Source organism: Phaeobacter sp. NW0010-22 (assembly GCF_040365955.1).
In the GTDB taxonomy this organism is placed as follows: domain Bacteria; phylum Pseudomonadota; class Alphaproteobacteria; order Rhodobacterales; family Rhodobacteraceae; genus OMPR01.
This window is the reverse complement of record NZ_BAABWT010000012.1, coordinates 106,636-125,345: the sequence shown is the minus strand read 5'-3', so window position 1 is coordinate 125,345 and position 18,710 is coordinate 106,636. Positions and strand designations below refer to the sequence as shown.

The window sequence follows — 18,710 nt, the reverse complement described above, 5'->3', positions numbered from 1 at the left end:
TCAGACCCTCCCCAGGGCAAAGCCCTTGGCGATGTAGTTGCGGACGAAATAGATCACGATGGCACCGGGTATGATGGTCAGTGTGCCTGCAGCAGCCAGCAAGCCAAGCTCATACCCTGCTGACGACGCTGTCTTGGTCATTGTTGCTGCAATTGGTTTCGCCTGCACTGCCGTGAGTGTCTTTGCCAGCAACAGCTCGACCCACGAGAACATGAAACAAAAGAACGCGGCAACGCCGACCCCGGCCTTGATCGTCGGAAGGAAGATTGTGGTGAAGAACCGGGGAAAGGAATAACCGTCAACATAGGCAGTTTCGTCCAGCTCCTTAGGAACCCCGCCCATGAATCCCTCTAGGATCCAAACCGCCAGGGGGATGTTAAACAGACAATGCGCCAATGCGACCGCAAGATGCGTGTCAAACAGGCCGACCGATGAATAGAGTTGGAAAAAGGGCAAAGCAAAGACAGCCGCCGGCGCCATGCGATTTGTCAGCAGCCAGAAAAACAGCTGTTTGTCGCCGAGAAACCTGTATCGCGAAAACGCATAGGCAGCAGGCAAAGCAACACAAACCGATATGACGGTGTTAAGTGACACGTAAATGATCGAGTTGATGTAGCCCCAGTACCAAGTTGGATCGGTAAAGATGACCCTATAATTCTCAAACGTGAACGTTTGCGGGAATAGGCTAAAGCCACCCAAAATTTCCTGCGTGGTCTTAAAACTCATCGCGACAAGCCAATAGATTGGCAACAACAGGAACAGGATATAGAGGATCGGAATGAGGGAGCGTTTTCTCATTGCGCGTCATCCTTTGTCATAAGTGTGTAGAACAGCCACGACACCAGCAATGTGATGGCAAAGTAGATCAAACTCATCGCAGCAGCCGGGCCCAGATCAAACTGCCCTAGTGCAATTTTCACCAGGTCAATCGACAACAGGGTCGTTGAATTACCCGGCCCGCCACCCGTCAGAACAAAGGGCTCGGTGTAGATGTTGAAACTGTCCATAAACCGCAACAAGACAGCAATTGTCAGTACCGTTTTCATCTTGGGCAACTGGATGTAGCGAAACACCTTCCAAGGGCTTGCGCCGTCAATCTTGGCAGCCTGGTAATAGGCATCTGGGATCGACACTAGGCCTGCATAAGACAGCAGCACCACCAACGATGTCCAATGCCAGACATCCATCACAACGATTGTAATCCAAGCGGAAATCGGTTGCTGGGTCATGTCATAATTCACACCCAGAACATCGTTCATAAAGTAACCCAACAGTCCGATGTTGGGCAGTGTAAAAATGTTCCACATCGATCCGACCACGTTCCACGGGATCAGCATCGGTAGCGCCATTGTCACCAGACAAACTGGGACCCAGAACCCTTTTTTGGGCATAGACAAGGCGACGATAATACCCAGCGGAACCTCGATTATCAAAATCAGGAAGGTGAACAGAAACTGCCGTCCAAGTGCAGCGTGAAAACGATCAGATCGCAGGATATTCTCGAACCAATCCAAACCTTGCCAGAAAAAGACGTTATTCCCGAACGTCTCTTGAACCGAGTAATTGACAACCGTCATAATTGGCACAAGCGCATTGAACGCAACGAGCAAAAGGACCGGCAGGACAAAGAACCACGCGCGTTGATTTTCAGTTTTCATGATGCCACCTCAGTTGCGATCCACCCATCGCGATAAAGCCGTGTCTGATCCTGTTGGAAGGCCAGATGAACCTCGGCCCCCTGCTCGAAGTTCGCCGTTTCAGCAACGGCTCGCACCCGTGTGTCGCCAACCATCGTTTCGATTACAGCGTGGCGGCCAACGTCCGAAACTTTGCGCACACGGGCGGGAATGCCGGTATCAGATAACGAGACAAATTCAGGGCGCACGCCAAGCTCAGTCACCCCCCCTTCCCCGGTTATCCCACCTTCGACACGGACTGAATTTCCGTTGAATATGACACTGCCGTCATCCACCGATGCAGGCAGGATATTCATCCCGGGCGAACCAATGAAGTGGCCAACAAAGGTATGTTGCGGACGTTCAAACAGCTCAACGGGGGTGCCGACTTGCACAACCTCGCCCTCTTGCATAACGACAACCTGGTCCGCAAACGTCAGCGCTTCGGTCTGGTCGTGGGTCACATAAATCATGGTTGCGCGGACGCGTTGATGCAGCTCTTTTAGCTTTGATCGCAATTTCCATTTCAGATGCGGGTCAATCACTGTCAGCGGCTCGTCGAACATCACAACATTCACATCATCGCGTACCAGACCACGCCCCATCGAGATCTTCTGCTTGTTGTCAGGTGACAAATGCGCCGCCCGTGTGTCCAACATTTCTTCGACTTCAAGCATGGTGGCAATTTCGGCAACACGTTCAGCGATTTTTGCTTCAGCAACACCGCGGTTGCGCAGCGGGAAGGCAAGGTTCTCACGCACTGTCATCGTGTCGTAAATTACCGGGAACTGAAACACTTGAGCAATGTTGCGCTGATCCGGAGGAAGGTTGGTCACATCCTTACCATCAAACAGAATACGCCCCTCGGACGGGGTGAGGAGGCCCGAAACGATATTCAAAAGGGTGGATTTCCCACATCCCGATGGGCCCAACAATGCGTATGCACCACCGTCGTTCCAATCCAGGTCAATTTCCTTAAGCGCATAGTCTTGAGGGCTAGTAGGGTTCGACAAGTACGAATGACGCAGGTTTGATAGAGTGATTTTTGCCATCAGGCCACGAGGCTCCCGTCAGGGCTGAAGTAAAAGGCCTTTTGCACGTCCATGAAAAACTGGTGATCTTCACCAACTTTATAGGGGTGCACACCGGCCGAAAGAGAGACCCAGCCATCTGCGCCCATTTGAAAATGAGCGCTGGATTCCGAGCCTGATAATTCCGTGACCTGGACAATTCCATTCAGCGCGACGTCATCGTCGCCGTGTCTAACGGGCAGGACATGATGCGGGCGAATGGCTACTGTATATTCTCCGTCAGGTAAGCTTGCCGCATCTCCCTGCATGGCCCAGCTCACGCCTGTGCGTAGTTCAGCACGAGCGCCGGTTTTGGTTATCTCTGCGGCATTGATCGGCGGATCCGAAAATACGCGTGCCGCAGTCAGGTTTGCGGGCTGGCGATAGATTTCGGCGGTTGGCCCGAATTGGGTCACGACACCATCGTTCATCAACAGGGTTTCTCCACCCAGCAACAGGGCTTCTTCTGGCTCAGATGTGGCATAGACAACGACCGCTCCGCGTCCGGCAAACAGCTCAGGTAACTGTTCACGCAGTTCTTCCCGCAGTTTGTAGTCAAGGTTGGCCAGCGGCTCGTCTAGAAACACGGCCCGGCTTTCCTTAGCAATCGCGCGCGCCAAAGCACATCGCTGCTGTTGGCCTCCCGAAAGCTCGTGTGGGCGCCGTTTCAGCATTGGACCCAGTTGAAGAATATCGGCGGCTTCCTGAACACGTCCTTCGATCTCAGACGTTGCCATTCCCGCAACTTTCAAAGGGGAGGCAATGTTATCAAACACACTCATATGCGGGTAGTTCACAAAGAACTGATGCACCAGACTGATGTTACGCTTTTGCGTTGAGAGCTTTGAGACGTCTTCTCCGTCCAGAAAAATCTGACCGGATGCCAAAGGGTCCAAGCCTGCCATCAGCTTAATAAGCGATGTCTTGCCCGCTCCGGTCTGGCCCAGCAATACATTGAAATGGCCGGTGCTCATTTTCAGGGAGGTGGGCTGAATGTGTGTAATGCCGCGAACAACTTTGCTGGCATTTATTAACTCGATTGTCATGATTGCGAACCTTGCGTACGTGGCCGAAGCTTGAGAACAGCTCCGGCCACTGGTTGGCTTCTCCCCTTAAGGGAAGAAGCCATTTTTGGATTATTGGTTCCAGCGCGCGACGAGTTCGTCATAGTTGACGGTCTCGCCCTGAGGCTTTTCGTTGTCCAGCTTGGCTTTTGCACCACCTTTGCCCAACCACTCGGATGCATCCTTGGGGTCGTTCAAACGGGGGCCACAGCCACCATAGACATTGGCGTTTTCGTCTGCGGACTGCATGCGAGCCATGGTGATATCCATTTCTTCGGCCAGACGATCCATCGCTTCTTGTGGCGTGAACGCACCAGAGTTTACGTCACCGATCTGCTGCCACCAGATTTGGGCCAGCTTTGGATAATCTGGAACGTTGATTCCGGTTGGCGACCATGCCACGCGGTCAGGCGAACGATAGAATTCGACCAGACCACCAAGCTTCGATGCTCTTTCGGTAAAAGAGTCATGATTGACGGAACTATCACGTGTGAACGTCAGTCCAACATGAGATTTCTTCACGTCAACCGTCTTCGAGGTGACGAACTGGGCGTAAAGCCAAGCTGCCTGAGCACGATCAGAGGGTGTAGATTTGAGGAACGTCCAAGATCCAACATCCTGATACCCAACCTTCTGGCCTTTTTCCCAATAAGGACCATGAGGCGACGGAGCCATGCGCCACAAAGGATTACCATCGGCGTCTACCGTGTTGTTGCCTTCGGATTGCGGCTTCACCATGTCGGCTGTAAACGCTGTGTACCAGAAGATCTGCTGAGCTACGTTGCCTTGGCTCAGAGCAGGCAGCGACTGGTAAAAGTCAAAGCTCGCCGCGCCCGGAGGTGCATAGTTGCGCAGCCATTCGTCCCACTTGCGGATTGCGTATACGGCTGCGGGGCCATTGGCGGCACCACCGCGTGATACAGAGGCACCAACTGGGTTACATGTGCCCGCTTCCATGCGGATGCCCCATTCGTCGATTGGGACACCGTTTGGTTCCCCTTTGGAGCCCGCACCTGCCATAGACAACCAGGCATCGGTCATACGCCAGCCAAGGTCTGGCGCACGTTTGCCGTAATCCATATGTCCATAGATTGCGACACCGTCGACTTCTTTAACGTCTTTCGAAAAGAATTCAGCAATGTCTTCATAGGCGGACCAATTCACGGGAACGCCTAAATCGTAGCCATACTTTGCCTTGAAAGCTTCTTGCAGATCAGCACGGTCAAACCAGTCTTTACGGAACCAATAAAGGTTAGCAAATTGCTGGTCGGGCAGTTGGTACAGGTTGCCATCTGGCCCGGTCGTGAACTGGATGCCCATAAAGTCTTCTAGGTCCAGCGTTGGCGACGTTGTCGCCGCCCAGTCACCCGCCATCTGGTCGGTCAGATTGTACGCGAGTTGCAGGCGAGAGTGTGTTCCGATCAGGTCGCTGTCATTGACGTACCCATCATACAGGTTCCGCTGCGTCTGCATCTGTGTTTGTACAGCCTGAACAACCTCACCTTCACCAAGGATCTGGTGATTAACCTTGATACCGGTGATTTCTTCAAAAGCTTTTGTCAGGACTTCGGACTCGTAACCGTGGGTCGGAATACCCTCGGACAAGACGTTGATTTCCATACCCGAGAAGGGCTCAGATGCCTGAATAAACCACTCCATTTCAGCGGCTTGTTCATCCTTCGACAATGTCGAAGGTTGGAATTCTTGATCAATCCATTTCTGGGCTGCTGCCGAATCGGCAAAAGCAGTCCCGGACCCCGCGATGACGGCTACAGCCGCAGTCGCGGAGAGCAGATACTTACGCATCTTATCTCCTCCCAAAGATTATGTTTGCTGGCACTTCAGCACAAAAATAATTAGTCGCGCGCTTCCTCATCTGTCAACTAATTTATTAGTAGAAAGATGTATGGCGTTGGCTTCCTAATCGCCTTTTCGAAAGACTAAAGGCGCCCAAGGAGCTGAAAATTATACTTAATATGCGCCCACAATCGGTACTTAATGACGTGGAGAACCAATCGTGCCTTCCGTTTCCCGCAAGCTTCCACAGCAGTGAAAAGGGACCGTTAGATCCATTTCTACTGAAAGAAAGGCACACCAGCCATTCGCTTCATACGTAAATAGCAGCACAGCATTTAGCCGTACAGCACGAGATAGGCGCACAACGCTCGCGATGGTGAGAAATGCAACATGCCTGCCGTGCATGTTGCCTGTTAGGCGGCCGAGAAATCTCGCAGGATCATGTTAAACAGTCCCGGCTTTTCTAAATGCGCCGCGTGGGCACATCCGGGTATGACCGCGAGATTGGCGTCAGGAATGGACTGCCACAATTGCTGGGTCTGACTCCAAGGATAGGTCCGGTCCTGGTCGCCCCAAATTACCAACGTTTTTGTTTCGATATTAGATAGGCTATCAGAACCACTCCAGCCTTCCATCGCATCAAGCCCTGTCAACATAGATTGCAGAGAGCATTTTTCCGCGATCACGGCGCAGTCTTCATAGGCAGGGGCCTTTTCCCGCTCGAGAAACCAGGTGGCCGAAATTCGCCTTGCCGTGGCTACTGTCCCATCCGTACTGACCCTGCGCTTTGACGTGCCTATTGTTTCAAACCGACCGGGCAAAACCCCGATCGAACCCGTACCATAGAGCACTAAGCTAGCAATACGCTGGGGAGCACGGGCGATCATTTCCTGCACGACCATCCCCCCCATCGAGTGGCCAATCAGGGTAAACTGTTCGATGCCCCGCGCACTCAGCTCACCCAGAGCCCATTCGGCAAATCTCGCAATGCTGTCCATAGCGTCGAGATGCGCGTTCTTGCCAAACCCCGGCAAATCTAGGGCAATAACATTGAAGCCACCTAGAGCTTCAGTTTGCCCCACCCATTGCCGGCTGCCGCCTAAAAACCCATGAACGAAAACGATTGGCGTCATTTGCGCCCACCCTGAACAATGCGATCGAGGATCATGGCGCAGAAAAGGATGGCAAATCCAGCAAGAATACCCTGACCGACATTGGCGTATTGCAATGCTTCCAAGACGTCTTCGCCCAACCCTTTGGCACCAATCAGCGAAGCCACCACGACCATTGCGAGTGACAACATGATAGTTTGGTTGATGCCCGCACGGATCGATGGGCTTGCCAATGGTAGATCAACCTTGGTCAGCAGATACCACTTGTTAGCACCGAAGCTGATAGCTGCTTCGCGCACGCTTTCAGGCACGCCCCGCAGTCCAAGAACGGTCAAACGCACCACGGGTGTTCCCCCGAAAATCATTGTGACCACGACAGCCGCGGGTTTACCCACGCCAAAAAATGCGATCACAGGAACCATAAATACAAAGGCAGGCATGGTTTGCATGAAATCCATAATCGGCTGGATAAACGCATAAAACCGAGGGCGTCGGGCGGCAAACATTCCAAGCGGAATGCCAATGACAATCGACAAACATGCCGCTGTACCCAACAAAGCGAGCGTCGTCATCGCGCCCTCCCAAAAGCCCAGCAGTCCCATGTAGGCCAAAAATGCCCCAGAATAGATAGCGGTGCTGACGCCCGCAGTTAGCCACGTCAACAGAATGATTAGACTGGCAATTACAATCCAAGGGGTCTGTACCAGAATGATTTCTAGCGCGTCCAACAATGCTCGGATGGCAAATGTCAGCCCGTCAAAAAAGGCTTCGCTATTGCGCACGCACCACGCGATGAAATCTTCCACCCAAGTGATGCTCGTGAGACGGATGTTTGGGTCTGTGGGGAATTGGCTGAGCAGAGAGAACCGGCCGGGAAAACTGTAGTGTATCATGGCTGCCGCAACGATCAACGCCATGAAGATCGCGCTAAACACAATTTGTGACATCGGCATGGCTGAGCGGATAGACCGATCAGAGAGCCATTCCGAAAACCGGGCTTCTAGCGCCCAGTTTGCAACTTGGGACTGCAATGCCTTAACGATAAGTAAGAGAAAAAGACCCGTCAAAACAATGGAGGGACCTTCGGCGGCCAGCGCCTCCGCTTCGGCGCGAATACCACCAATGTTATCCTCAAGCGACTCTACTGTCCGGCGATAGACATCGATCTTGTCCGAGTTGTTTTCAATTGCTGCAGCTAGCTGTTGGCGACGTAAATCCAAAGTGCCTTCGATTGAAGCAATCCGTGCCATAGCATCAGCAGCTAGGTCCCCAAACAGGCCACGGGCCAATTGAACAAAGGCGATCGTTTCAAGGATTAAAAACGGCAACGCCCAAGACCATAAGCCGCGTGCACCAAACCAAACCGGGCCGAATAAGCCGGCCATAAGGTTTAGTGTCGGCGTAAATCGGGACGAAGCCCCGATCTTGTCAAAATTACGAATGTAATAGTCGGGATTGGTGCGCACAAAGGCGCGGATGTTTTCGCGTCGCTCCTCGGCGTAGGCCAGCGCTGCTTCGCTTTCGGTATCATCAAGTGGGTTTACGTCAGACGTGCTCATGACACTTCGGTCCCTTCGATCACAGTACGCAGCAGATCGGCGCGAGTAATCACGCCAACATCAACACCACCGTCTTCCACCAGGATGGCGCTACTGTTGTCGATCGCCAGATTAATCAACGTGCTCAGGTTTTCGCTCTCATTCACACGCGGCGCGTCAGACGACAGGGGACCATGAGTGGCGAGATGTTCGGGGATAGGCCGCATCACCGCATGGGCACGCACCACCTTGAGGCGAGAAATACCTGCTACAAAATCAGCAACATAGTCATCAGCCGGATTCATCACGATATCTTCAGCGGTTCCGATCTGCACAACTTTGCCATCCCGCATAATTGCAATCCGGTTGCCAATACGAACGGCCTCATCCAAATCGTGGGTGATAAAGATCGTGGTCTTTTTGAGGATCTTGCTCAGCCGGATAAATTCATCCTGCAACTGCCGCCGGATCAAAGGATCAAGTGCCGAAAATGGTTCGTCCATCAACAACACATCCGGGTTTGCCGCCAGAGCCCGAGCCAGACCTACACGTTGCTGCATACCGCCTGACAACTCATGCGCGAATTTCGCCCCCCAAGCGCCAAGTTCGACAATATCCAAAATAGCCGCTGCCTGCCGCATACGTTCATTCTTGCTGACCTGGCGGATTTCGAGCGGCATCGCGACATTGTCCAACACGGATCGGTGTGGCATCAGCGCAAAGTTCTGAAAAACCATGCCAATTTTGTTGTTGCGAAATTGTTGAAGCTCCTTTGGCCCCAACGCCATCACGTCCGTGCCCTCGATTTCGATTTTGCCATCTGTCGGCTCAAGCAACCGATTAAAGTGGCGAACGAGGGTGGATTTTCCACTGCCTGAAAGGCCCATTATGCAGAAGATCTCACCCCGATTCACAGACAGGCTAACGTCCGCTACGCCGACAACGCAGTTGTATTCCGCCAGCACCTGAGCCTTGGTCAGCCCCTGATCCCTGATCGCTTTCAGGGCCACTTCGGGGCGGCCGCCGAAAATTTTCCATACATTCGAAATTTCGATAACGGTATCGTCGCTCATAAGTCCCCCAGAGCTCTGCGGTTGAGTGGCGCCAACAGCTGGCACCACTCAGGTTTCAAACGCAGGATCAGAGACCCAACCAACCATCGACACGATCAGAGTTCGCCTCGACCCATTCGCGGGCAACCTCTGCTGGGTCACGGCCTTTACCACTGATTTCATAGGCAAAACCACTGACATCATCCGCTGTCAGTGCAAAATTCGCGAAGAAGTCAGCAATTGCTGGCGAGCGTTCTGGAAGAGAATTAGACCATGCGATCTGCACGTTCTTTAGCGCATCCTTAGTGGAGACACTGGATTTTTCATACCAATCAGGATCGTCCGAAGGTTGAACCATTACATAGTTATCGGAATTATAAACTGGCTCGCTCAGCATCTGAACGTCGAACATGTACCAAACCGCATGCGGTTTATAGCAATAGAAAGCATAGCCTTCGCCCTTGGCGATGCTGTCCTTGATCCGTGCGGTTTTCACACTTTCCTCGGCTCGTACCGGCTCGATGAAATCAAGAAGGCCATAATCCCGCGTTTTGACCTCGTTCACATTGGCCGACGCCCAGCCTGGGGCACCAATCCACATTTCGCCTTTGCCATTGCCGTCACTATCCATCAACGCAGCCACGTCCGGGCGACCCAAATCAGCGATGTCTGTGACTTTGTTCGCTTCACCAAAATCCTGGCTCACGCAAAAGCCCTGATTGCCTTCGTAAGGGTTCGACGACAGAGTTACCGTACCCGCCTCGTCGACATATTTCTTGGTAAAGCTTTCCTGATTGGGCAACCACACATCGGGATGCACGTCGATGTCACCCTTCCCTTGATCCATGGCTTGAAAGATCGTGGCATTGTTTCCTGGGACATATTCAACCGTCCCCCCGATGCGCGTTTCGACAACCGCCCCCAAAAGATGCGCAATTGCCTGCGCCCCAGTCCAGGATGGCACACCGATCTTGACCTCTTCGGCGGCAAGAGCAGGCATCGCATAGATGCCAACCATCGCCGCAAGGCTCAGTGACTTCAGCTTCGTTTTCATTGTAGTCTCCTCTGTTGAATTGCGCCGATTTTTGGCGTCGATTTTTTGTTCGTTCGACTTTCCCATGTTGCGCGATCGGTTCGCACCAACTTGCCTCGGGCACCAACTGCAGACGGAAGGCTGGTATGGGTGTAAACCGCCGGACCCTGCGCAGAAGTCTAGATCAAGAGGTTTTCAAAGGGCCAATTCGAACATTTCATCATACTATTCTTTTTTTGCATAGTTTGAGATATGCTTCGCGAAGGCGCTCTTTTTGACATGAAGGAATATCCATTGGACTTGAATTGGCTGCGCGATTTTGAATGCCTCGCCCGGACTCTGAACTTCACCCGAGCTTCAGATGAGCGAAACATCACCCAATCCGCATTCAGTCGCAGAATCAAAGCATTAGAGAGCTGGGTTGGCCTACCTCTGGTCAACAGAGCGACCTACCCTGTTCAACTGACAGAAGCAGGTAGGCAGTTCCTCCCAGTCGCATTGGCAGCCGTTTCACAATTATCAGAAGCGCGTCAATCGCTGCGCGATGCTGACCGAGGGGATAGTCGCTTTATTCGATTTTCAGTGCTGCACACGATAGCGGTCAATTTTCTGGCAAGCCGGATCGAAGAATTACAGCTTCAAATTCCAGACCTTCGCACACGCGTATTGTCCGATTCCCTAAGCACCTGCTGCGATCTTTTGGTCGAAGGCGCGGTGGACATCTTGCTCTGCTATTATCACCACTCAGTTTCGCCAATGATCGACGAAGCCGCCTTTGAACGAAAGGACTTGTTGAAGGATCGGTTGATACCGGTTGCCGCAGCGGACGCCGCCCGCGTGCAAGGTTGGGATCTTGATCGGCAGGATGGGCCGCCTGTCCCCTATCTGGCTTATGATCGATCGTCGTTTTTAGGCATGGTTGTTGAGAACACGATAGATCGGAAACCCCTCAATACTGAAACGATCTATGTTGATAGTCTGGTCGAAACAATCAAACGGCGATTGATGACCGGGAGCGGGTTTGCCTGGATGCCAGAAACAGCGATTTCGACAGAACTCGCAAGTGGTTTGTTGGTTTTGATCGGCGATGAGGAGTGGTGTGCCACGTTAACGATTTCAGCCTTTGGCAATCCGGCAACTTTTGACCAGATCGCTCAACAGCTCTGGGATCGTTTGTGACGGTCTAAGATTTTTCGAACGCCCCCACCCTAAGAACAATAGGGCTCTAAAAAGCCTCGCCAATGTGACCTTCACTTGAAAACGAGATGATCGCGCGAACCAGCAAGTCGAGGGTGTCGATAGCAACGACTTCTGCGGAAACACTGTCTGTGATCAGCGAAAACTCTGAGCAGGCAACAAATTGAAGATCTGCCCCTGCAGCAACAAGCTCATCTGAAGCCGCCTGCAATGCTACGCGCGCTTCAACACAAGGGCCAACCCTTTTTATCTTTTGAATTGCCGTCAATATCGGATCATCGCCGGCTGGCCAAACGACCGACATCCCGCGCTTGGCCAATGCATTTTCGAAAAGACGGGTATACCGCACCGCGGGCGAAGCAAGCATACCAACACGCCCCCCTGATCCGATCGTGTGGGCTGCGTGGTCCGCAGCCAATTCAACCATATTCAACAGCGGAATCTCAACGGCATCCGTGATGGCTTTGGCATAGTGGTGCGCCGTGTTGCAGGGCATCGCCAGCGCAAACGCGTTGGCATCCTGAAGACGGCGTGCCATCGCAGCCAATGTTGGCCCCGGATCTTTGCCTTTGCCGTTAATCAGATGGTCTATCCGCGACGGTACCTGCGTATTCATGTCAATCAATAGCGGGATATGATCACGATCATCCTGCGCGGAAACCGCCTCCACCAACTTACGTTGGAGGAGGATCGTCGCCTCAGGTCCCATGCCACCAAGAATGCCAATCGGACGCAGGTTCATGGTTTAGACTGAAACCCAACGCTTCTGATGATCAAAGGCAAAGTCGTAGCCCCCGAGCGCTGCAGCGCCACCAGTGTGCAGGAAAACGATCCTTTCATCTTTGAATTGACCCTTGCGTGCAAGATCAATCAAACCCGCTGCACCCTTGGCCGAGTAACACGGATCCAGAAGGATACCTTCCAGTTCAGCAAACATCTGGATCGCCTCGATGCCGCTTGCTGTTGGCAGGCCATAGCCTTCGCCAACATAATCAGTGTTTGCCATCACATCTTCGCGCTTAACCACGCCCGCACAGCCCAGTTTCTCGGCGGTTTTACACGCAAGATCATAAACCATTTGCTCTTGCTTGGGCAGTGGCGCCCTTGTGCCAATCCCCAGAACTGGGACCTGTGCATTCATCGCACACATTCCAGTAACCAGTCCTGCCTGAGTGCCCGAAGAGCCGGTTGCGTGAACTAGTCGATCAATTCGCAAACCGCTGTCATTAGCTTGCCCCAAAAGCTCGAAAGCTGCATTTACATAACCAAGAGCACCGGTTGGGTTCGATCCACCACCCGGAATGACATAAACATTATGACCCTCAGCGCGCTTCCTTTCAGCCGCTTTCTCCATCTCACCCGGCATGTCATGGCCGCCTGGGAACTTTTCGGTGGTTGCGCCGTGCAGATGGTCAAGCAGGACGTTGCCATTGGTATTGTAATTTCCATCCTGATAGCCCGTACGATCTTCCAGCAGAATATGACACTTCAACCCCAGCTTGGCGGCAAAAGCTGCTGTCTGGCGGCCGTGATTGGTTTGCGTGGCCCCCTGCGTCATGACCATGTCTGCGCCCTGCGCCTCGGCCTCGGCCATCAAGAATTCTAACTTACGGGTCTTGTTGCCCCCGGTCGACATACCTGTGCAATCATCGCGTTTGATCCAGATTTCAACGCCCAACTCTTTTGACAGTCGCGTCATCGGCTCAAGTGGCGTTGGCAGGTGGGCAAGGTGCAGGCGTGGGAAACGGGCAAGGTGCATGGGGTGAGTCCTAATATTTGCTTCCATCAACTTACTTGCCCGTAATTTACTTTGCTAATTCGAATTTTGACAGGTAATTTGCGATAATTGCATGTTAGGGGATACTGCGGTATTCATAGCTCATGCGCCTGGAATGGATCGATGACATATTGGCAGTGCTTGACAGCGGCTCTCTAACCCGCGCTGCAGAAAAGCGTTCGCTAACCCAATCCGCGTTCACGCGTCGGGTGCGGCTGATCGAAGACAACATCGGAACAGAGTTGTTTGACCGCCGCCGAAAACCCGTTTCATTGATGCCGGGTGTGCAGGAACTGGAAATTGAACTGCGTGAACTCAGCACGCGACTGCACAAACTTCGACACTCGTTAAAAACAGCAAGCGATCAGGCCAGTAAGCCGCTGTCTTTTGTGTGCCAACATGCCCTTACTGCAACGATATCACCCGAGATTGTCCGTATTCTGACGGATAGTGGTGAAACCTCGGTGCGCGTGCGTTCAGGAAATCAAGACGAATGTCTGTTGCACTTGATCTCGAAAGAGGTTGATTTTGCCATCATGTATGCTGTCCCCGATGATAGAATGCCGGAACCTGGCAACGCGTTTGAAACCAAAGAAATCGGGGCCGACACTCTGATCCCAGTCTGTGCCCCTACAGTACGGGCGAAAGCAAATGATGCGACAATTCCAACGATCAGCTATCCACCAGAAGTTTTTCTTGGGCAGGTATTTTCCCGAACAATCGCACCGCGTTTGCCAAAAAATAAAACCTTGATACCCAGAGCTGAAACAGCCCTGACACTGGCCATGCTTCAATACGCTGTGAACGAAATTGGCATTGCTTGGTTGCCCCTCTCTCTGGTTACGACACACCTTACAGAGGACAAACTTGTGTGCGTTGACGATGTGCTGCCGACGCAATCAATGTCGATCCGGATGGTTCGTTTGGCGGAAGCTATTTCTGAACATGATGACCAGATTTGGCAACACCTTAACCAACACCTCAGCTTCTAACACCACTGAAACGTCGACAGGTCGAAACAAACAGTTGTTTGACGACGTTTCGGACCGAGGCAAGCCTAGCTAACGGCTCTGCCGAATGCAGGAGCCTGTGTAATAGATCGTCAGAACGTTGGGAACCAAGGATTGCCAACACTAAGAGATAGCCCGGCTCATTTTCAGCGCGTCTGTAGCTATGCCAGACAGGAAGCACCCCACCTATCACATTTGCCTTTTTGGCCTTATCAACGCGAGTGTCAGGCGTTCTTCAGATATTCGCCATCCGTTGTTTCCCCCACATCGGTCCTATCGTGGCGCAAGGGCTCATCCACATCCACAGGTACATCCAGTTCACGCGCATACCGATGGCCTGAATAAATTGCTGCAGCAATAATGGCTGGAGCATCACAATCGCCGATCCGGGCCAACGTGAATGGGAGTTTCCCGGGGTCACGATCTGCGCCTTCCAGCAAAGCCTGATAGAGAGTATCATTTGTCCTACGCTGGGTCACCATGACTATGTTTTCGACGTTCACCTCACTGGTTTGGCCCGAGAACTCACAGGCCAACATTGCGGTTTGCCCATCAAAACTCCGTAGCGACTTTGAAAGTATTATCTTGATGCCAAGTGTCATCAAATGACTGCGAACGCGCCAACTTTCCGAAGTGTTTTCAGTCCATTTTGAAACAGCATCTGCCGGGGTTACGTATGTCACATCGTGACCCAAGTGACGGATTTTCTCGGCAATAACACCACCTAGATAATAGCCATCTTCATCATAAATCAGCGTTGGGCCGTTGGGCAATTTACCATCCATGATGTCATCGGGTGTGAAAACGTCGACACCACTGCAGTTGGTAACAACGGATTTATACTCATTTCCGTTAAAACGCTCTGCGCGCCAGTTGGCACCTGTTGCGATTACAACGTGGTCCGCCCCTACAGCATGAACATCCTGCGCAGACAGGAGACTTTCTAGAAAGATTTCGACGTTTGGCATCTCTGAAAGCTGTTGTTCACGGTAATTCTTTACTCGGATGTACTCGCTCATACCGGGCAGGCTTGCCTCACGTAGAACACGACCTCCCACTTGGCGGCTAGCTTCTGCAAGTATGACATCATAGCCCCGTTTACCCAAAGCGCGTGCCGCTTCTAGGCCGGCGGGGCCTGCCCCTACAACCAAAACACGGCCATCGCCACCCTTTGGGTTCATCTTTTCAGGATGCCACCCTTTGCGCCACTCTTCGCCCATTGTTGGGTTCTGAGTGCAACGAATAGGCACACCGATGCTATCGCCCGAATAGCAAATGTTACAGCCGATGCATTCCCGAATGGCATCCACATCGCCTGCTTCGATCTTGGCTGGAAGGAATGGGTCAGCGATAGAGGGGCGAGCCGCGCCAATCAAGTCAGTCACGCCCCGTTTGATTTGGCTGACCATTGTATCGGGCGATGTAAAGCGTCCCACTGTAACAACCGGCTTGTCGGTCACGGACTTCACAAAATCCATATAAGGTTCCAACGCACCTTCTTTGGTGAAACGCGACACGCCCATCTCGACGTCATAGTTGGCGATATTGATATCCCAAAGGTCCGGCATGTGCGCCATCATTTCAAACATATCCCGGCGTTCACCCGTGATTGGCTTGCCGTCTTCTCCCGCCTGTTCATCTGCCGCAAAGCGTACCGCCACAGCACAGCGATCACCGACTGCATCTTTGGTTTCTTCGATCAACTCCCGTATGAGGCGCGTTCGGTTTTCCATGCTACCACCATATTCGTCACCCCGCGTGTTGCGGACTGGATCAAGAAAGTTCGCCAGCAAATAACCATGTGTGGCATAGACATAGACGATGTCGAACTCGGCCTCCTTAGCGCGTAATGCCGCCTTCCGGTGCCAGCGGCGGAGATCACGTATATCGGATTTGTCCATCGCGCGGGTTTGAAACGGATGACCAACAGCATTTGGTAAACTATCAAGATCAAGCGCCACCTCGCGCGTCATCATGTTCGCACTGCGTGACCCTCCGTACCACAGCTCGGCACCTGCGAGTGCACCATGGGCATGCACCTTATCTGTCATCAAACGCGAAGCCCGAATATCACTGTCATCCCAAAGCGAAGATGACACATGTTTGAGGTCTTCTGATGAGGGGTGGATGGAGTTGTATTCTGTGCAAACAACCCCCCATCCTCCTTCAGCTTTCATACCACGCATTTCAGCTAACATTCGGGGTCGAATAAAGCCCATGCCAGTGCAATGCGGAACTTGAAAGAAACGGTTCTTGGTGGTGACTGGCCCAATCTTAAGCGGCTTGAACAATATGTCATAACGAGGATCGCGGGTCATGGCTGGCTCCAGTATCAATCAAGGGCGGCAAGGGTTGGAAGTTCACGGCGAAAAGGAACGTTGTCTAAGTCAGCCACGCCCAACTCGCGGGCAAAGCGATGCCCTCCATAAATCGCGGCGGCAATGGTTCCGGGGGCAAGGCAGTCCCCGATCCGTGTGAGTGATCCGAGATCTGCAGTACGAAGTGCTTGAAACAATTCGTCCTCAGGTGCGCGCATCGTCGCAAGCAAGGTGGTGTCAGTTTCAACTTGGGATTCTGCATTTGTGTAGCCGCAGGTAAGGACCACTTCGCTGGCTCGGATACGAGACAGGTTATGAGACAGCACCAACTTTACGCCTAGCTCCATCAGTCGTGATTGGATCTTGTGCTGCTCTAAAGTTTGAAGTGACCATTCAGACACATAGGCGGCCGGTGTCACGAGAGTAACTTCATAGCCGTCCTTGCGTAGAACTTCGGCCATTAATCCGCCCATGTAATAGTGATCGTCATCAAAGATCGTCACCGGTCCATTGGGAAGCTGCCCGGCCATAACGTCGTTAGGCGTAAGAACACGCGCGGCTGGATCAATGACAATTCCACGCGGGTTCTCACGTCCTATGCCATCGCTTGTCCATTTTGATCCCGTCGCTATAACCACGTGATCAGCTCCGAACTCCCGAATGGTTTCTGCTGTAAGATTGCTCTCTAAGAAAGTGTCCACATTGGCCATCTGACTGATCAGCCAGATACGGTGGTCAACGACCCTGCCCCATTCCGACAAACCCGGCAATTTCCGCTCCGTTTGGAGACGACCCCCAAGTTCACCTGCCCGATCTGCGAGCGTTACATGGTATCCGCGTTGGCCCAGTGCACGCGCAGCCTCTAATCCGGCCGGCCCTGCCCCTACAATAAGAACGGGTTCATCAGCATGCGCAGGGGCGATCCGTTCGGGATGCCAAAGCTTGCGCCATTCCTCGCCCATCGTCGGGTTCTGGGTACATCGGATTGGCACAAAATTGTTGTCTCCGGAAACGCAAATATTGCAACCAATGCATTCACGGATATCTTCAACCCTGCCTTCTTCAACCTTTAGGGGAAGGAACGGATCGGCGATCGAGGGCCGCGCTGCACCGATGAAGTCAAGAACACCGTTGTTAACCAACGACACCATGGCATCCGGAGAGGTGTAGCGCCCTACGCCGACAACGGGCTTGGTTGTGACGCTCTTTACCCAACGGATGTAATCCTCTTGATACCCTGATGGCTTGAATCGAGAGGTGGCGCTATCGTTCTCCCATCCGCTAATGTTCACATCCCAGAGGTCGGGCAGTTCAGCCAGCATTTCAACCAAATCTCGCCCTTCGGCGGTGCTCGAAATACCTGAATCTCCCATGAGTTCATCAACTGAAAACCGAAGCGCAATCGCGCAGCTATCCCCCACAGCATCGCGCGTATCTTCAAGGACTTCACGTAACAAGCGGGCGCGGTTTTCCAGACTGCCACCATAGGCATCAGAACGGCGATTGCGATAAGGCGACAGAAAATGTGAGATCGTTGAAAGCTGGTGGCCCGCGTAAACATAGACAATATCGAAACCAGCATCGCGGGCGCGCAGCGCCGCCTCGCGATGCCAACGGCGCAGGTCGCGAATATCAGACAAGTCCATTGCTCGGGCTTGAACGGGATCTGGCAGCGCAACAGGCACATGACTTGGGGCCATCGGCATATCGCGGCTATAGCGGTTGGCGGCCATCACGCCTGCGTGGTTCAATTCACAGCCCGCCAGCGCACCGAATTCATGCACTGCGTCGCACATACGGGCAAGAACCGGAATGTCACGATCTTCCCATAATCGACCGCCCATCCAAGGAGAATGATCCCCAGAGGGATGAATTTCCACCTCCTCAGTTGTCACAACCGCCCACCCACCTTCGGCCTTCACACGCCGCATCTCAGCCATGGAAGAAGGGTAACTCCGGCCCATCCCATTGCAGTGTGGCACTTGGTAAAAACGGTTCTTTGCAGTCACCGGTCCGATCTTTACCGGCTCAAACAAGACATCATATCTTGGATCTCGCGCCATGGA

Annotated in this window: 15 protein-coding genes; 2 read left to right on the top strand and 13 right to left on the bottom strand. The window is 52.8% G+C overall.

The annotated features are described in order from the left end of the window. The 9 genes from ABWV33_RS21540 to ABWV33_RS21500 form a co-directional block, all read right to left on the bottom strand. Complete coding sequence (locus ABWV33_RS21540; RefSeq protein ID WP_113824110.1) at positions 1-798, bottom strand: carbohydrate ABC transporter permease; 798 nt, start codon at positions 796-798, stop codon at positions 1-3. Further along, positions 795-1,658, bottom strand: coding sequence for a carbohydrate ABC transporter permease (locus ABWV33_RS21535; protein ID WP_113824111.1), 864 nt, complete (start codon positions 1,656-1,658; stop codon positions 795-797). The genes ABWV33_RS21540 and ABWV33_RS21535 overlap by 4 nt, the downstream gene beginning before the upstream one ends. After that, a complete protein-coding gene (locus ABWV33_RS21530; protein ID WP_353333712.1) occupies positions 1,655-2,728 on the bottom strand; it encodes an ABC transporter ATP-binding protein in 1,074 nt (357 codons plus the stop codon). Before ABWV33_RS21530 ends, ABWV33_RS21535 begins: the two co-directional genes overlap by 4 nt. Next, positions 2,728-3,792 carry an ABC transporter ATP-binding protein gene (locus ABWV33_RS21525; RefSeq protein ID WP_353333710.1) on the bottom strand — a complete coding sequence of 355 codons (1,065 nt, stop codon included), beginning with the start codon at positions 3,790-3,792 and terminating at the stop codon, positions 2,728-2,730. The genes ABWV33_RS21530 and ABWV33_RS21525 overlap by 1 nt, the downstream gene beginning before the upstream one ends. Before the next feature lie 90 nt (positions 3,793-3,882). After that, positions 3,883-5,616 carry an ABC transporter substrate-binding protein gene (locus ABWV33_RS21520; protein WP_113824114.1) on the bottom strand — a complete coding sequence of 578 codons (1,734 nt, stop codon included), beginning with the start codon at positions 5,614-5,616 and terminating at the stop codon, positions 3,883-3,885. 404 nt (positions 5,617-6,020) lie between these two features. After that, complete coding sequence (locus ABWV33_RS21515; protein WP_353333708.1) at positions 6,021-6,740, bottom strand: alpha/beta fold hydrolase; 720 nt, start codon at positions 6,738-6,740, stop codon at positions 6,021-6,023. Then, a complete protein-coding gene (locus ABWV33_RS21510) occupies positions 6,737-8,278 on the bottom strand; it encodes an ABC transporter permease (protein WP_164622296.1) in 1,542 nt (513 codons plus the stop codon). Before ABWV33_RS21510 ends, ABWV33_RS21515 begins: the two co-directional genes overlap by 4 nt. After that, complete coding sequence (locus tag ABWV33_RS21505) at positions 8,275-9,330, bottom strand: quaternary amine ABC transporter ATP-binding protein (RefSeq protein ID WP_353333705.1); 1,056 nt, start codon at positions 9,328-9,330, stop codon at positions 8,275-8,277. The genes ABWV33_RS21510 and ABWV33_RS21505 overlap by 4 nt, the downstream gene beginning before the upstream one ends. A 67-nt stretch (positions 9,331-9,397) precedes the next feature. Continuing rightward, positions 9,398-10,363: an ABC transporter substrate-binding protein gene (locus ABWV33_RS21500; RefSeq protein WP_113824118.1), complete on the bottom strand. Its 966-nt coding sequence runs from the start codon at positions 10,361-10,363 to the stop codon at positions 9,398-9,400. A 258-nt stretch (positions 10,364-10,621) separates the two neighbouring features. Here ABWV33_RS21500 and ABWV33_RS21495 point away from each other — a divergent pair, with 258 nt between their 5' ends. Continuing rightward, complete coding sequence (locus tag ABWV33_RS21495) at positions 10,622-11,521, top strand: LysR family transcriptional regulator (RefSeq protein WP_353333703.1); 900 nt, start codon at positions 10,622-10,624, stop codon at positions 11,519-11,521. 46 nt (positions 11,522-11,567) lie between these two features. Here ABWV33_RS21495 and cuyB read toward each other — a convergent pair whose 3' ends face one another. Then, the gene (gene cuyB, locus ABWV33_RS21490) at positions 11,568-12,281 is read right to left on the bottom strand and encodes a cysteate racemase (protein WP_353333701.1); all 714 of its coding nucleotides are present in this window, start codon (positions 12,279-12,281) and stop codon (positions 11,568-11,570) included. Between the two features lie 3 nt (positions 12,282-12,284). Beyond that, positions 12,285-13,298 carry a D-cysteate sulfo-lyase gene (gene cuyA, locus ABWV33_RS21485; RefSeq protein WP_113824121.1) on the bottom strand — a complete coding sequence of 338 codons (1,014 nt, stop codon included), beginning with the start codon at positions 13,296-13,298 and terminating at the stop codon, positions 12,285-12,287. A 122-nt stretch (positions 13,299-13,420) separates the two neighbouring features. Here cuyA and ABWV33_RS21480 point away from each other — a divergent pair, with 122 nt between their 5' ends. Further along, complete coding sequence (locus ABWV33_RS21480) at positions 13,421-14,308, top strand: LysR family transcriptional regulator (protein WP_353333699.1); 888 nt, start codon at positions 13,421-13,423, stop codon at positions 14,306-14,308. 242 nt (positions 14,309-14,550) lie between these two features. Here the strand turns inward: ABWV33_RS21480 and ABWV33_RS21475 are convergent, their stop codons facing one another. Continuing rightward, entirely contained in the window at positions 14,551-16,644 is a 2,094-nt protein-coding gene (locus ABWV33_RS21475; RefSeq protein WP_353333697.1) for an oxidoreductase, read from the bottom strand. Positions 16,645-16,658: 14 nt separating this feature from the next. Beyond that, positions 16,659-18,707 (bottom strand): oxidoreductase, encoded by a 2,049-nt coding sequence (locus ABWV33_RS21470; protein WP_353333695.1) that lies wholly within the window; start codon positions 18,705-18,707, stop codon positions 16,659-16,661. Positions 18,708-18,710: the final 3 nt, after the last annotated feature.

Coding starts and splice junctions, on each gene's coding strand:
- ABWV33_RS21530 (WP_353333712.1), bottom strand. CDS start 2,728: ATGGCAAAAATCACTCTATCAAACCTGCGTCATTCGTACTTGTCGAAC.
- cuyA (WP_113824121.1), bottom strand. CDS start 13,298: ATGCACCTTGCCCGTTTCCCACGCCTGCACCTTGCCCACCTGCCAACG.
- ABWV33_RS21540 (WP_113824110.1), bottom strand. CDS start 798: ATGAGAAAACGCTCCCTCATTCCGATCCTCTATATCCTGTTCCTGTTG.
- ABWV33_RS21505 (WP_353333705.1), bottom strand. CDS start 9,330: ATGAGCGACGATACCGTTATCGAAATTTCGAATGTATGGAAAATTTTC.
- ABWV33_RS21510 (WP_164622296.1), bottom strand. CDS start 8,278: ATGAGCACGTCTGACGTAAACCCACTTGATGATACCGAAAGCGAAGCA.
- cuyB (WP_353333701.1), bottom strand. CDS start 12,281: ATGAACCTGCGTCCGATTGGCATTCTTGGTGGCATGGGACCTGAGGCG.
- ABWV33_RS21520 (WP_113824114.1), bottom strand. CDS start 5,616: ATGCGTAAGTATCTGCTCTCCGCGACTGCGGCTGTAGCCGTCATCGCG.
- ABWV33_RS21470 (WP_353333695.1), bottom strand. CDS start 18,707: ATGGCGCGAGATCCAAGATATGATGTCTTGTTTGAGCCGGTAAAGATC.
- ABWV33_RS21515 (WP_353333708.1), bottom strand. CDS start 6,740: ATGACGCCAATCGTTTTCGTTCATGGGTTTTTAGGCGGCAGCCGGCAA.
- ABWV33_RS21525 (WP_353333710.1), bottom strand. CDS start 3,792: ATGACAATCGAGTTAATAAATGCCAGCAAAGTTGTTCGCGGCATTACA.
- ABWV33_RS21535 (WP_113824111.1), bottom strand. CDS start 1,658: ATGAAAACTGAAAATCAACGCGCGTGGTTCTTTGTCCTGCCGGTCCTT.
- ABWV33_RS21500 (WP_113824118.1), bottom strand. CDS start 10,363: ATGAAAACGAAGCTGAAGTCACTGAGCCTTGCGGCGATGGTTGGCATC.
- ABWV33_RS21480 (WP_353333699.1), top strand. CDS start 13,421: ATGCGCCTGGAATGGATCGATGACATATTGGCAGTGCTTGACAGCGGC.
- ABWV33_RS21495 (WP_353333703.1), top strand. CDS start 10,622: ATGAAGGAATATCCATTGGACTTGAATTGGCTGCGCGATTTTGAATGC.
- ABWV33_RS21475 (WP_353333697.1), bottom strand. CDS start 16,644: ATGACCCGCGATCCTCGTTATGACATATTGTTCAAGCCGCTTAAGATT.